Origin of the sequence: Rhodococcus sp. EPR-134 (assembly GCF_001647205.1) — a bacterium.
Taxonomy (GTDB): Bacteria; Actinomycetota; Actinomycetes; order Mycobacteriales; family Mycobacteriaceae; genus Rhodococcus_F; species Rhodococcus_F qingshengii.
This window is the reverse complement of record NZ_LVCT01000138.1, coordinates 1-11,317: the sequence shown is the minus strand read 5'-3', so window position 1 is coordinate 11,317 and position 11,317 is coordinate 1. Positions and strand designations below refer to the sequence as shown.

Sequence of the window (11,317 nt, the reverse complement as noted above, 5' to 3'; positions counted from 1 at the left end):
CCGAGATGCCGGTGAAGTCGAGAAGTGCGCTGTACGGCGTCGGATTGATCGAGCGCAGATACTCGAACGCCTGCTGTGCATCGATCGTCTCGTCGACGCTCGCCATGTTGGTCAGACACACCTCGTAGGACTCACCCGCCCGGATCTCCGAGAGGGCCGTTCCGATCAACGACAGGTACTGATCGCGATCATGCCGAAGGCGAGCCTGCGTCCAGACGGTGTCGCTGATCAGCGGAACGGGGGTGCGTTCCGGAAGGTCCGCGCCGATCCGCGCCAGGGTGTCGACGGTCGATTCGAGCCAATCGTCATAGCCGGCGTCCCGGACTTTCTCGCGCAACCTCAAAACGTGAGTGCGGCCCGCGGTGTGATCGATGACGACGGCGCGATCGGCAAACACCAGAGCGGCATCAGGAGTGGGTGCCGGATTGACTGCCCTTCCTCCGGTCTGTGCTTTCAGTTCGTAGCCGAGGTAGCCCACGTAGCCGAGGTTGAAGTCGAGTTCCGGATGTGAGGGCACGAAGCGTGTCGCGAGTTGTGCGTCCAAGTAATCGAAGAATGGAACTCGAATGTGCTCGTCGGACAGGCCTTTTCGGCTGACAGTCAGTACCTCGGCTTGCACGTCGTACGTGATGAACTCGGCCAGCGGCCCCGACGAATCGCCGAGAATCGAAAAGCGCGCACTCGGCTCTGCGGTTGCCGCGCGGTCCAGCCAGAACGCGTTCGGGCCGTCGGCGAACAGTGCTGCATAGGCCGCCGACGGGTCCACTGCAAAATCGAGAATCACGTCGTCGACGTCGTAGTTGATCGCCGGCCGCAGGTCGGGTGTTTGCGGAGCAGGTTCGGGTCGGATCACCGAATCCAGAGTGCGTCCGACGGACAGATCGCGGAAGTTCGCGAGCAAATCTATGCCGAACTCGGTACTGATGGACTCCGGATGGAACTGAACGCCCCACATCGGCTTGGTCCGGTGCCGGACACCCATGAGCAGACCGTCGGACGTCCACGCGGTACGAACGAAGGCGTTCGGCAGATTCTCGACGGTCAACGAGTGGTAGCGAACAGCTCGGAACGGCGACGGAAGTCCGGCAAAGATGCCCGAGCCGTCGTGATCGATCAGCGAAATTCGGCCGTGCATCGGGACGGGCGCAACCACCACGTCCGCGCCGAACAACTCGCACAGGCCCTGGTGGCCGAGACAGACACCGAGAAGTGGGAGAGGCGCTTCTTCGATGAAACGGCGGCTGATTCCGAAATCACGGTCGCGATCCGGCCGGCCGGGACCTGGGGAGATGACCACGTTGTCGTACGACGCGAGATCGAGGGAATCCCAATCCGCGTCGTTGCGGACCACGGTCGGCACAACCCCGTTGACCTCGGTCAACAGGGTGAACAGGTTGTAGGTGAACGAGTCGTAATTGTCCACCAGAAGGGTGCGGGAACTCATGTCGATGATCCTGATCTCGGTCCGACGGATTCCCGAACAGTGTCCTCCTCCTCAACAGGTGCGTTGATCACCAGGTCTTCGAGTCGACAGGTCTCGGCAATCATCAGCTCGTACAGGGCGTTGAAGAAGTCAGGAGAGAGGTCGTGTCTACGAGCGAATTCACGCGCCCGCTCCTGCACGACGCGCACGCGGCCGGGTTGCATCATCGGAACCTCGCGGGAGCGCTTCCACTCGCCGATGCGCAGGCAGAGTTCCAGCCGCTGCCGCACCGTCTCGAGAAGTAGAGCGTCGATGGCGTCGAGGTCGCGCCGGAAGCTGTCCAATCCCTCGGCCTCGTCCGGATACGACGAGGTCTGCGTGCCTGCTTCGGAACTCGTTGTGGTCAAGAACTCTTCCACGAGGCCTCCCGGTGCTCGGCGTGACGCGAGGTCGACAATGTGGTGCCCGGAACGCAACCCACCTCCGGACACCGGCACCCCGACCGACCATCGCCGTTCGGGGAGGTGTTCCACGATCGCCATTCGCCGAAACCTGCGGTGGTGCCTAATTCCGCGAAACCTGTTTGGCGGGCGAATCAGGTTGCGATGCAGGCGGGTTCGTGAGTGCCTACTTGGGGGAGACCCAGGTGGTGATTTCGGCGTGGACTACTTCCTTGCCGCCCCGGTCGAAGATCGAGATGGGAACGAGAAGTTCCGTGCCACTCTCGATCGCCGCGAAGTCCGGCAAAGTCTCGAGTCGGGCGACCGCCCGCAGGCCGGTCTCGGCCTTGGCGAGGTAGTCGACCTTCATGGACTTGGGGATCCAGCGGTGCGAGTTCGGAACCGTCGCTTCGCTCAGCATGCCCATTGCGACCTCCGCGAGATTGCATGCAGCGATCGCGTGGAAAGTGCCGAGATGATTGTGGACGCCCCACCATTTGGGGGAGCGGACCTCGCAGAGCCCTGGTTCCAACTTGGTCACCCGGGGGAGAACAGAGGCGAAATAGGGCACGCGAATGGACATCGCCGCCGAGAAAACTGCATGTCCGAGGGCATTGTCCGGCAATTTCTGCCATCCGCGATAGGTAGGGCTGGAGGTAGTCATAGGCTTATCTTACTTCTGAGTAAGGTTGTTGTCGCGCAGCTCACTCGGAAAAGGCAGTTCGGGGGAGTTGAGGATTTGGGCCAGGTACGGCATACTGGTCGGGTTGCCTTGTCCGGGACGCGGTCGATTGCGGCCGTGATCGGGTAAGGGTAAGACGTCACAGACGATCGATCGCAGATCCCGTCAGGGTAATCGGGTCAACGACTGTGACCATGCAAGACGAGAAGTAATGCAGGACGGAAGCAGTACCTACTTTGTGTTCGACATCGAACACGTCCGGTACGCATCACGCGCCAGATAATCGAAAGATTGTCCGGCGCAGGATGAGTGAGAAGGCGACACGCCCGACCGCGTGTACCGGAGAACAATGACAAACGAACAGCGGCAGCAGATCCTGATCTCGATCCGAATCTCGGTACTCCCGAGAACTTGGACTTGGTCCCGATCGCTTCAGTGTTCGTCGTGTCATCGTCCAGGCAAGGACTGTGCAGACGAGGTAGCTCGAGCCTGACCAGGCGGGCTACGAAACGCGGCAAGAAAAGGACACTAAGCGTGGCGGGACAAAAGATCCGCATCAGGCTCAAGGCCTACGACCACGAGGCGATCGACGCGTCAGCGCGCAAGATCGTCGAGACGGTAACCCGTACGGGTGCCCGCGTCGTTGGACCTGTGCCGTTGCCGACCGAGAAGAACGTATATTGCGTCATCCGCTCGCCGCACAAGTACAAGGACTCGCGCGAGCACTTCGAGATGCGTACTCACAAGCGGCTGATCGACATTCTCGACCCGACGCCGAAGACGGTTGACGCGCTCATGCGCATCGACCTTCCGGCCAGTGTCGACGTGAACATTCAGTGACGGCGGAGACAAAAACAATGACTGATACCAAGATCAAGGGAATCCTGGGCACCAAGCTCGGCATGACCCAGGTCTTCGACGAGAACAACCGGGTTGTCCCGGTCACCGTCGTGAAGGCTGGGCCGAACGTCGTAACCCAGATCCGTACCGAAGAGCGTGACGGCTACAGCGCCGTTCAGCTCGCGTTCGGCGCCATCGACCCGCGCAAGGTGAACAAGCCGACTTCCGGCCAGTTCACCAAGGCTGGTGTGACCCCGCGTCGCCACGTAGTGGAGCTCCGCGTTGCGGACACCTCCGACTACGAGGTCGGCCAGGAGCTCACCGCCGAGGTCTTCGAGGACGGCGCATACGTCGACGTCACCGGAACCAGCAAGGGCAAGGGCTTCGCCGGAACCATGAAGCGTCACGGCTTCAAGGGACAGGGCGCGTCGCACGGTACCCAGGCTGTTCACCGCCGCCCGGGCTCCATCGGTGGCTGTGCAACTCCCGGCCGCGTGTTCAAGGGCATGCGCATGTCCGGACGCATGGGTAGCGACCGCATCACGACGCAGAACCTCTCGGTCCACAAGGTGGATGCAGAGAACGGCCTGCTGCTGATCAAGGGTGCGATCCCCGGCCGCAAGGGCGGCCTCGTGATCGTCAAGAGTGCAGTGAAGGGTGGTGCACGGGCATGACCAGCACCGAGACCAAGTTGACCCTGGACGTCAAGGTCGCCGGCGGCAAGACCAACGGCACCGTCGATCTCCCCGCTGAGATCTTCGACGCTCCGGCCAACATCGCGCTTCTCCATCAGGTTGTCGTCGCGCAGCTCGCAGCTGCTCGTCAGGGAACCCACTCCACCAAGACCCGCGGCGACGTCCGCGGCGGTGGCAAGAAGCCGTACCGCCAGAAGGGCACCGGCCGCGCACGCCAGGGCTCGACTCGCGCACCGCAGTTCGTCGGCGGCGGAACCGTTCACGGCCCGCAGCCGCGTGACTACAGCCAGCGCACCCCCAAGAAGATGAAGGCAGCCGCTCTTCGCGGAGCCCTCTCTGACCGCGCACGCAACGAGCGCATCCACGTCATCACCGAACTGGTTGCAGGGCAGACGCCTTCGACCAAGGGCGCAATCGCGTTCCTCGGCGAGATTTCGGATCGCAAGAAGCTGCTGCTCGTCGTGGGTCGCCAGGATGTAGCCGCTTGGCAGAGCGTGCAGAACCTGGAAGGCGTGCATCCCATTGCACCCGACCAGCTCAACACCTACGACGTGCTCAATGCAGACGATGTCGTGTTCAGCGTCGAGGCACTCAACGCGTTCATCCACGGGCCCGCAGAGAGCGCTCAGAACAAGGAGGACGCCAAGTGAGCACCATCGCTGACCCCCGCGACATCCTGCTCGCTCCGGTCATCTCCGAGAAGTCCTACGGACTGATCGAGGAAGGCACCTACACCTTCCTGGTGCACCCGGACTCGAACAAGACGCAGATCAAGATTGCCGTCGAGAAGGTCTTCGGCGTCAAGGTGACCAGCGTCAACACCGCCAACCGTCAGGGCAAGCGTAAGCGGACCCGATTCGGTTACGGCAAGCGCAAGGACACCAAGCGCGCGCTCGTGACCCTGTCCGCTGACAGCAAGCCCATCGAGATCTTCGGAGGACCGGTCGCGTAAGCGCCGGGACTTGACGAGACATAGAGGACGAGAAGACTCATGGCAATCCGTAAGTACAAGCCGACAACACCGGGCCGTCGTGGCTCGAGCGTCTCGGACTTCGCCGAGATCACTCGGTCGACCCCCGAGAAGTCGCTGGTTCGCCCGCTGCACGGTCGCGGTGGACGTAACGCACACGGTCGTATCACCACCCGTCACAAGGGTGGCGGACACAAGCGTGCATACCGACTGATCGATTTCCGTCGCAACGACAAGGACGGCATCCCGGCAAAGGTCGCTCACATCGAGTACGACCCCAACCGCACAGCAAACATCGCACTCCTGCATTACGCAGACGGTGAGAAGCGCTACATCATCGCCCCCAAGGGCCTGGTGCAGGGTTCACCGGTCGAGTCCGGTGCAGGCGCCGACATCAAGCCGGGCAACAACCTGCCGCTGCGCAACATCCCGACTGGTACCACCATCCACGGTGTGGAACTGCGTCCCGGCGGCGGAGCCAAGATGGCTCGTTCCGCAGGCGCCAGCATCCAGCTCCTCGGTAAGGAAGGCAGCTACGCCACGCTGCGTATGCCTTCCGGTGAAATCCGTCGCGTCGACGTGCGCTGCCGCGCATCCGTCGGCGAGGTCGGCAACGCCGAGCAGTCGAACATCAACTGGGGCAAGGCCGGCCGTATGCGTTGGAAGGGCAAGCGCCCGACCGTTCGTGGTGTCGTGATGAACCCGGTCGACCACCCGCACGGTGGCGGCGAGGGCAAGACCTCAGGTGGACGCCACCCGGTCAGCCCGTGGGGTAAGCCTGAAGGCCGTACCCGCAAGAACAAGGCAAGCGACAAGATGATCGTCCGTCGCCGCCGCACCGGCAAGAACAAGCGCTAGGAGGGAGTGAAGGATGCCACGCAGCCTTAAGAAGGGCCCGTTCGTCGATGACCACCTCCTCGCGAAGGTGGATGTACAGAACGAAAAGGGAACCAAGCAGGTCATCAAGACCTGGTCCCGTCGTTCGACAATCATCCCGGACTTCATCGGCCACACGTTTGCAGTTCACGACGGCCGCAAGCACGTCCCCGTGTTCGTTTCCGACTCCATGGTCGGACACAAGCTCGGAGAGTTTGCACCGACCCGCACGTTCAAGGGTCACATCAAGGATGATCGGAAGGCGAAGAGGCGATGAGCAACACCGAAACCGCCAACCCGACTGCCAAGGCTGTAGCGAAGCACGTTCGCGTTACGCCGATGAAGGCACGTCGAGTTGTGGACCTGGTCCGCGGGCGCTCGGTTGAAGACGCCCTGAACATCCTGAAGTTCGCGCCGCAGGCAGCGAGCGAGCCGGTCGCCAAGGTGATCGCCTCCGCAGCAGCCAACGCCGAGAACAACCTCGACCTCGACCCCAGCACGCTTGTCGTTGCTACGGCGTTCGTGGACGAGGGCGCGACCCTCAAGCGGTTCCAGCCGCGTGCACAGGGACGTGCGTTCCGTATTCGCAAGCGCACCAGTCACATCACCGTGATCGTGGAGAGCCTGCCGAAGACCGGAACATCGACCCGTAATCGCCGGAAGGGAAGTGCTCAGTAGTGGGCCAGAAAATCAACCCGCACGGCTTCCGTCTCGGCATCACCACCGACTGGAAGTCTCGCTGGTACGCAGACAAGCAGTACGCGGAGTACGTCAAGGAAGACGTCGCGATCCGTAAGCTCCTCGCCACCGGCATGGAGCGCGCAGGAATCGCGAAGGTCGAAATCGAGCGCACCCGTGACCGTGTTCGCGTGGACATCCACACTGCACGTCCGGGCATCGTCATCGGCCGCCGCGGCGCCGAAGCCGATCGCATCCGCTCCGAGCTCGAGAAGCTGACCGGCAAGCAGGTTCAGCTGAACATCCTCGAGGTCAAGAACGCAGAAGCTGAAGCACAGCTCGTCGCACAGGGTGTGGCCGAGCAGCTCTCGAACCGCGTTGCCTTCCGTCGTGCAATGCGCAAGGCCATCCAGTCGGCCATGCGTCAGCCCAACGTCAAGGGAATCCGCGTTCAGTGCTCCGGTCGTCTCGGCGGCGCCGAGATGTCCCGGTCGGAGTTCTACCGCGAAGGCCGTGTGCCGCTGCACACGCTTCGTGCGGACATCGACTACGGCCTCTACGAGGCCAAGACCACCTTCGGTCGCATCGGCGTCAAGGTCTGGATCTACAAGGGCGACATCGTCGGTGGCAAGCGTGAGCTCGCCGCCAACACGGCCGCACCGGCCGGGGATCGCCCGCGTCGTGAGCGTCCGAGCCGTCCGCGTCGTTCCGGTGCCACCGGTACCACTGCGACCAGCACCGAGGCCGGCCGCGCAGCGACCGCAACCGCCGATGCTCCCGCAACTGAACAGAATCAGGAGGGCTGACGCATGTTGATCCCACGGCGGGTCAAGCACCGCAAGCAGCACCACCCGAGCCGTTCGGGTGCCGCCAAGGGCGGTACCCAGGTGACCTTCGGTGACTACGGCATCCAGGCTCTCGAGCCTGCCTACATCACCAACCGGCAGATCGAGTCCGCTCGTATCGCCATGACTCGGCACATCAAGCGTGGCGGCAAGATCTGGATCAACATCTTCCCGGATCGCCCCCTCACGAAGAAGCCGGCCGAAACCCGAATGGGTTCCGGTAAGGGTTCGCCCGAGTGGTGGATTGCCAACGTCAAGCCCGGACGCGTTCTGTTCGAGATGACATACCCCAACGAGGAGATTGCTCGCGAGGCCCTGCGCCGCGCGATGCACAAGCTCCCGTGCAAGTGCCGGATCGTGACCAGAGAGGAGCAGTTCTGATGGCTACTGGAACCCCAGCAGCAGAGCTCCGCGAGCTCAGTGAAGACGAGCTGGTCACCCGGCTCCGTGAGTCGAAGGAAGAGCTCTTCAACCTTCGTTTCCAGATGGCTACCGGCCAGATGGACAACAACCGACGACTGCGCACCGTTCGTCACGAGATCGCGCGCATCTACACCGTCCTGCGTGAGCGTGAGCTCGGACTCGCTGTGGGTCCGGATGCAGGTGACGCGGCATGAGTGAGGAAAAAGCAGTGAGCACAGAAGAGCGCGCGAGCCGTAAGGTCCGTGTCGGATACGTCGTGTCCGACAAGATGGAAAAGACGATCGTGGTCGAGCTCGAAGACCGCGTCAAGCACAAGCTCTACGGCAAGATCATCCGCCGTACGACCAAGGTGAAGGCGCACGACGAGAACGGCGTTGCCGGCGTCGGCGACCGCGTTCAGCTGATGGAAACCCGTCCGCTGTCCGCGACGAAGCACTGGCGTCTGGTCGAGGTCCTCGAAAAGGCCAAGTAAGCCTGATCGAATCCTCGAGCTGATCGAGTATCACCGAATGGCCCGCTTCCCCTTGGGGGAGTGGGCCATTCGGCTTTCCGGGGGCTTTCGGGGCTTTCCGGGCGAAGGGTTCGAGTTGCGTCGAGTACGGCTGATTTGGTATTCGGTGAACCCTTCCCTACAATAGAACGGTTGCCTGTGGCAGAGGTGTGTCTTCACGTGCGCAGCTCGAACGGTGCTTGCAGTGATCGTCTCCCGACGTCAGTCGGTGGGACTGCAGCTCAGACACGACGCAGGTGGCAACAATGACCGCGCGCACCGGGTCGGTAATCCGTTGCGCACGAAATTCCAGGTCTAGGGAGATCAAGTGATTCAGCAGGAGTCGCGAGTTCGCGTCGCTGATAACACGGGTGCCAAGGAAATCCTTTGCATCCGCGTTCTCGGCGGTTCGTCACGTCGCTACGCCGGGATCGGTGACGTCATCGTCGCCACCGTCAAGGACGCAATCCCCGGTGGAAACATCAAGAAGGGTGAGGTCGTCAAGGCCGTCATCGTTCGCACGACCAAGGAGCGCCGTCGTCCGGACGGTTCCTACATCAAGTTCGACGAGAACGCTGCAGTGCTCATCAAGGCTGACAGTGATCCCCGTGGAACCCGCATCTTCGGACCCGTCGGCCGTGAGCTGCGCGAGAAGAAGTTCATGAAGATCGTTTCGCTTGCCCCGGAGGTGCTGTGATGAAGGTGCACAAGGGTGACACCGTTCTGGTCATCGCCGGCAAGGACAAGGGCGCGAAGGGCAAGGTCATTCAGGCCTACCCCGCGACCGACAAGGTCCTCGTCGAAGGCGTGAACCGAATCAAGAAGCACACCGCGGTTTCCGCGAACGAGCGCGGAGCATCCTCCGGCGGCATCGTCACGCAGGAAGCCCCGATCCACGTTTCCAACGTTGCAGTCGTCGACTCGGACGGAAACCCCACCCGCGTGGGCTACCGCACCGACGAAGAGTCCGGCAAGCGCGTTCGGATTTCCCGGAAGAACGGGAAGGACATCTGACATGACCTCCACCGAAAACAAGGTCCAGCCGCGCCTCAAGGCACGCTACCGCGCTGAGATCAAGGACGCGCTCAACAGCGAGTTCGACTACTCGAACGTCATGCAGATCCCCGGCGTCGTCAAGGTTGTCGTCAACATGGGCGTCGGCGACGCCGCCCGTGACGCCAAGCTGATCAACGGCGCTGTCCATGACCTGTCGCTGATCACGGGCCAGAAGCCCGAGATCCGCAAGGCACGTAAGTCCATCGCGCAGTTCAAGCTCCGCGAAGGTATGCCCATCGGTGCACGCGTCACCCTCCGTGGTGACCGCATGTGGGAGTTCCTGGACCGCCTCGTGTCTGTCGCTCTGCCCCGTATCCGCGACTTCCGTGGTCTCTCGGGCAACCAGTTCGACGGCAACGGCAACTACACGTTCGGCCTCAACGAGCAGTCGATGTTCCACGAGATCGACGTGGACAAGATCGATCGCCCCCGCGGCATGGACATCACCGTCGTGACCACCGCAACCAACAACGAAGAAGGCCGTGCACTGCTCAAGCACCTCGGCTTCCCGTTCAAGGAGAACTGAGCGCATGGCTAAGAAGGCATTGGTCAACAAGGCCAACAAGAAGCCCAAGTTCGCGGTTCGCGCCTACACCCGCTGCCAGCGGTGCGGTCGCCCGCACTCGGTGTTCCGCAAGTTCGGCTTGTGCCGTATCTGCGTTCGCGAGATGGCTCACGCCGGCGAGCTTCCCGGAGTTCGCAAGAGCTCTTGGTGATCTGAGGCCCTCGGGCTTCGTCACACCACGCATGTGAATGGGCGTGGGTTCCTTTGGAACCCACGCCCATTCGTGGTTTCCATCAAGATGTGTGTCGAGCCGATCCTGAAAAGAACTGTCCCGCTGCGACTCTGGTTGAAAGCGATCATCGTTCGTCGGTGTCGTTCTTCGGTGCCGAACGAGCAGTTCAGATTTCGGGGTGCGTCGATACCGTCTCGATCAGCGACCTTCGGGTGGCGGTGGGGGAGGCGACATGGGATCCCGGTGGACACCCGCGCCAAAGTGCCCTACACTAGAGCGGTTGCCGTGGCTGACGCATGCGTTCAGCTCGGTGCGGTAACTTACGCCGTCTGACACAAGTCGGACGGCCCAGCCGAATTGCTGGAGGCCCACGATCGGATTCGTCCGGTGTTGCATGGGAACCACAGCGAGAAAGGTGTCGAGGTCGACCTATGACCATGACTGACCCCATCGCAGACTTCTTGACGCGTCTGCGCAACGCCAACACGGCGTACCACGATGAGGTGAAGCTTCCCCACTCGAAGATCAAGGCGAACATCGCCGAGATCCTCAAGCGCGAGGGCTACATCTCCGATTTCCGTACCGAAGACGCAGAGGTCGGCAAGACCCTCATCGTCGATCTGAAGTACGGTCCCAGCCGCGAGCGTAGCCTCGCCGGCGTGCGTCGCGTTTCCAAGCCCGGTCTCCGGGTTTACGCGAAGTCCACCAACCTGCCCAAGGTCCTCGGAGGCCTCGGCGTGGCCATCATCTCCACGTCGTCCGGTCTGCTCACCGATCGCCAGGCGGCCAATCAAGGAGTAGGCGGGGAAGTCCTCGCCTACGTCTGGTAAGGGAGGCCACCACAATGTCGCGTATTGGAAAGATTCCGGTCACCGTCCCCGCGGGCGTTGACGTCACGATCAGCGGCCAGGATGTCACCGTCAAGGGTCCCAAGGGCACCCTCGCGCTGACCATCTCCGAGCCCATCGCAATCGAAAAGGCAGAGGACGGCTCGCTGAGCGTCACGCGCCCCGACGACGAGCGTCGTAGCCGCGCGCTGCACGGTCTGTCGCGGACCCTGGTTGCGAACATCATCACCGGTGTCACCGAGGGTTACACGAAGAAGATGGAGATCCACGGTGTTGGTTACCGTGTGGCACTGAAGGGCAAGGACCTCGAGTTC

Annotated in this window: 20 protein-coding genes; 17 read left to right on the top strand and 3 right to left on the bottom strand. The window is 62.2% G+C overall.

Features of this window, described 5'->3' with window-relative positions; translation table 11 throughout:
• The 3 genes from A2J01_RS06345 to A2J01_RS06335 all read right to left on the bottom strand — a co-directional run.
• Positions 1-1,444: glutamine amidotransferase-related protein (locus tag A2J01_RS06345; protein WP_064112330.1), on the bottom strand; the 1,444-nt coding region annotated here is incomplete at its 3' end.
• Positions 1,441-1,965: a chorismate mutase family protein gene (locus A2J01_RS06340; protein WP_064112329.1), complete on the bottom strand. Its 525-nt coding sequence runs from the start codon at positions 1,963-1,965 to the stop codon at positions 1,441-1,443. The genes A2J01_RS06340 and A2J01_RS06345, both read right to left, overlap by 4 nt.
• An 85-nt stretch (positions 1,966-2,050) precedes the next feature.
• Positions 2,051-2,527, bottom strand: a complete 477-nt coding sequence (locus tag A2J01_RS06335) for a hotdog fold domain-containing protein (protein WP_003940943.1) — start codon at positions 2,525-2,527, stop codon at positions 2,051-2,053.
• 552 nt (positions 2,528-3,079) lie between these two features.
• Here A2J01_RS06335 and rpsJ point away from each other — a divergent pair.
• From rpsJ to A2J01_RS06250, 17 genes are all read left to right on the top strand, one after another.
• Positions 3,080-3,385 carry a 30S ribosomal protein S10 gene (gene rpsJ / locus A2J01_RS06330; RefSeq protein ID WP_003938093.1) on the top strand — a complete coding sequence of 102 codons (306 nt, stop codon included), beginning with the start codon at positions 3,080-3,082 and terminating at the stop codon, positions 3,383-3,385.
• Positions 3,386-3,402: 17 nt separating this feature from the next.
• Positions 3,403-4,059, top strand: a complete 657-nt coding sequence (gene rplC / locus A2J01_RS06325) for a 50S ribosomal protein L3 (RefSeq protein ID WP_003940826.1) — start codon at positions 3,403-3,405, stop codon at positions 4,057-4,059.
• A complete protein-coding gene (gene rplD / locus A2J01_RS06320) occupies positions 4,056-4,730 on the top strand; it encodes a 50S ribosomal protein L4 (RefSeq protein ID WP_064112328.1) in 675 nt (224 codons plus the stop codon). The genes rplC and rplD overlap by 4 nt, the downstream gene beginning before the upstream one ends.
• Positions 4,727-5,032, top strand: coding sequence for a 50S ribosomal protein L23 (rplW, locus tag A2J01_RS06315; RefSeq protein ID WP_003940990.1), 306 nt, complete (start codon positions 4,727-4,729; stop codon positions 5,030-5,032). The genes rplD and rplW overlap by 4 nt, the downstream gene beginning before the upstream one ends.
• Before the next feature lie 39 nt (positions 5,033-5,071).
• Positions 5,072-5,908, top strand: coding sequence for a 50S ribosomal protein L2 (gene rplB, locus A2J01_RS06310; protein WP_003940895.1), 837 nt, complete (start codon positions 5,072-5,074; stop codon positions 5,906-5,908).
• Between the two features lie 13 nt (positions 5,909-5,921).
• Positions 5,922-6,203 (top strand): 30S ribosomal protein S19, encoded by a 282-nt coding sequence (rpsS, locus tag A2J01_RS06305; RefSeq protein WP_003940820.1) that lies wholly within the window; start codon positions 5,922-5,924, stop codon positions 6,201-6,203.
• The gene (rplV, locus tag A2J01_RS06300) at positions 6,200-6,604 is read left to right on the top strand and encodes a 50S ribosomal protein L22 (RefSeq protein WP_003940717.1); all 405 of its coding nucleotides are present in this window, start codon (positions 6,200-6,202) and stop codon (positions 6,602-6,604) included. Before rpsS ends, rplV begins: the two co-directional genes overlap by 4 nt.
• On the top strand, positions 6,604-7,410 hold the full coding sequence (gene rpsC / locus A2J01_RS06295) for a 30S ribosomal protein S3 (protein ID WP_003941003.1): 807 nt from the start codon (positions 6,604-6,606) through the stop codon (positions 7,408-7,410). The genes rplV and rpsC overlap by 1 nt, the downstream gene beginning before the upstream one ends.
• 3 nt (positions 7,411-7,413) lie before the next feature.
• The gene (rplP, locus tag A2J01_RS06290) at positions 7,414-7,830 is read left to right on the top strand and encodes a 50S ribosomal protein L16 (RefSeq protein WP_003940899.1); all 417 of its coding nucleotides are present in this window, start codon (positions 7,414-7,416) and stop codon (positions 7,828-7,830) included.
• A complete protein-coding gene (rpmC, locus tag A2J01_RS06285) occupies positions 7,830-8,066 on the top strand; it encodes a 50S ribosomal protein L29 (RefSeq protein ID WP_003940734.1) in 237 nt (78 codons plus the stop codon). Before rplP ends, rpmC begins: the two co-directional genes overlap by 1 nt.
• The gene (gene rpsQ / locus A2J01_RS06280; protein WP_003941020.1) at positions 8,063-8,344 is read left to right on the top strand and encodes a 30S ribosomal protein S17; all 282 of its coding nucleotides are present in this window, start codon (positions 8,063-8,065) and stop codon (positions 8,342-8,344) included. The genes rpmC and rpsQ overlap by 4 nt, the downstream gene beginning before the upstream one ends.
• 346 nt (positions 8,345-8,690) lie before the next feature.
• On the top strand, positions 8,691-9,059 hold the full coding sequence (gene rplN / locus A2J01_RS06275) for a 50S ribosomal protein L14 (protein WP_003940951.1): 369 nt from the start codon (positions 8,691-8,693) through the stop codon (positions 9,057-9,059).
• Positions 9,059-9,376, top strand: a complete 318-nt coding sequence (gene rplX, locus A2J01_RS06270) for a 50S ribosomal protein L24 (RefSeq protein ID WP_003941019.1) — start codon at positions 9,059-9,061, stop codon at positions 9,374-9,376. Before rplN ends, rplX begins: the two co-directional genes overlap by 1 nt.
• A gap of 1 nt (position 9,377) precedes the next feature.
• On the top strand, positions 9,378-9,944 hold the full coding sequence (rplE, locus tag A2J01_RS06265) for a 50S ribosomal protein L5 (protein WP_003940924.1): 567 nt from the start codon (positions 9,378-9,380) through the stop codon (positions 9,942-9,944).
• Positions 9,945-9,948: 4 nt separating this feature from the next.
• Positions 9,949-10,134, top strand: coding sequence for a type Z 30S ribosomal protein S14 (locus tag A2J01_RS06260; RefSeq protein WP_003940698.1), 186 nt, complete (start codon positions 9,949-9,951; stop codon positions 10,132-10,134).
• 452 nt (positions 10,135-10,586) lie between these two features.
• Entirely contained in the window at positions 10,587-10,985 is a 399-nt protein-coding gene (gene rpsH / locus A2J01_RS06255) for a 30S ribosomal protein S8 (protein ID WP_003940873.1), read from the top strand.
• 14 nt (positions 10,986-10,999) lie between these two features.
• The coding region (locus A2J01_RS06250) for a 50S ribosomal protein L6 (protein ID WP_082900808.1) at positions 11,000-11,317 on the top strand (318 nt) is incomplete at its 3' end.

What these genes read in the sequence shown, in the direction of transcription:
- A2J01_RS06340 (WP_064112329.1), bottom strand. Translation starts at nt 1,965, where the DNA reads ATGGCGATCGTGGAACACCTCCCCGAACGGCGATGGTCGGTCGGGGTG.
- A2J01_RS06335 (WP_003940943.1), bottom strand. Translation starts at nt 2,527, where the DNA reads ATGACTACCTCCAGCCCTACCTATCGCGGATGGCAGAAATTGCCGGAC.
- rplC (WP_003940826.1), top strand. Translation starts at nt 3,403, where the DNA reads ATGACTGATACCAAGATCAAGGGAATCCTGGGCACCAAGCTCGGCATG.
- rplD (WP_064112328.1), top strand. Translation starts at nt 4,056, where the DNA reads ATGACCAGCACCGAGACCAAGTTGACCCTGGACGTCAAGGTCGCCGGC.
- rplB (WP_003940895.1), top strand. Translation starts at nt 5,072, where the DNA reads ATGGCAATCCGTAAGTACAAGCCGACAACACCGGGCCGTCGTGGCTCG.
- rpsS (WP_003940820.1), top strand. Translation starts at nt 5,922, where the DNA reads ATGCCACGCAGCCTTAAGAAGGGCCCGTTCGTCGATGACCACCTCCTC.
- rplV (WP_003940717.1), top strand. Translation starts at nt 6,200, where the DNA reads ATGAGCAACACCGAAACCGCCAACCCGACTGCCAAGGCTGTAGCGAAG.
- rplP (WP_003940899.1), top strand. Translation starts at nt 7,414, where the DNA reads ATGTTGATCCCACGGCGGGTCAAGCACCGCAAGCAGCACCACCCGAGC.
- rpmC (WP_003940734.1), top strand. Translation starts at nt 7,830, where the DNA reads ATGGCTACTGGAACCCCAGCAGCAGAGCTCCGCGAGCTCAGTGAAGAC.
- rpsQ (WP_003941020.1), top strand. Translation starts at nt 8,063, where the DNA reads ATGAGTGAGGAAAAAGCAGTGAGCACAGAAGAGCGCGCGAGCCGTAAG.
- rplX (WP_003941019.1), top strand. Translation starts at nt 9,059, where the DNA reads ATGAAGGTGCACAAGGGTGACACCGTTCTGGTCATCGCCGGCAAGGAC.
- rplE (WP_003940924.1), top strand. Translation starts at nt 9,378, where the DNA reads ATGACCTCCACCGAAAACAAGGTCCAGCCGCGCCTCAAGGCACGCTAC.
- A2J01_RS06260 (WP_003940698.1), top strand. Translation starts at nt 9,949, where the DNA reads ATGGCTAAGAAGGCATTGGTCAACAAGGCCAACAAGAAGCCCAAGTTC.
- rpsH (WP_003940873.1), top strand. Translation starts at nt 10,587, where the DNA reads ATGACCATGACTGACCCCATCGCAGACTTCTTGACGCGTCTGCGCAAC.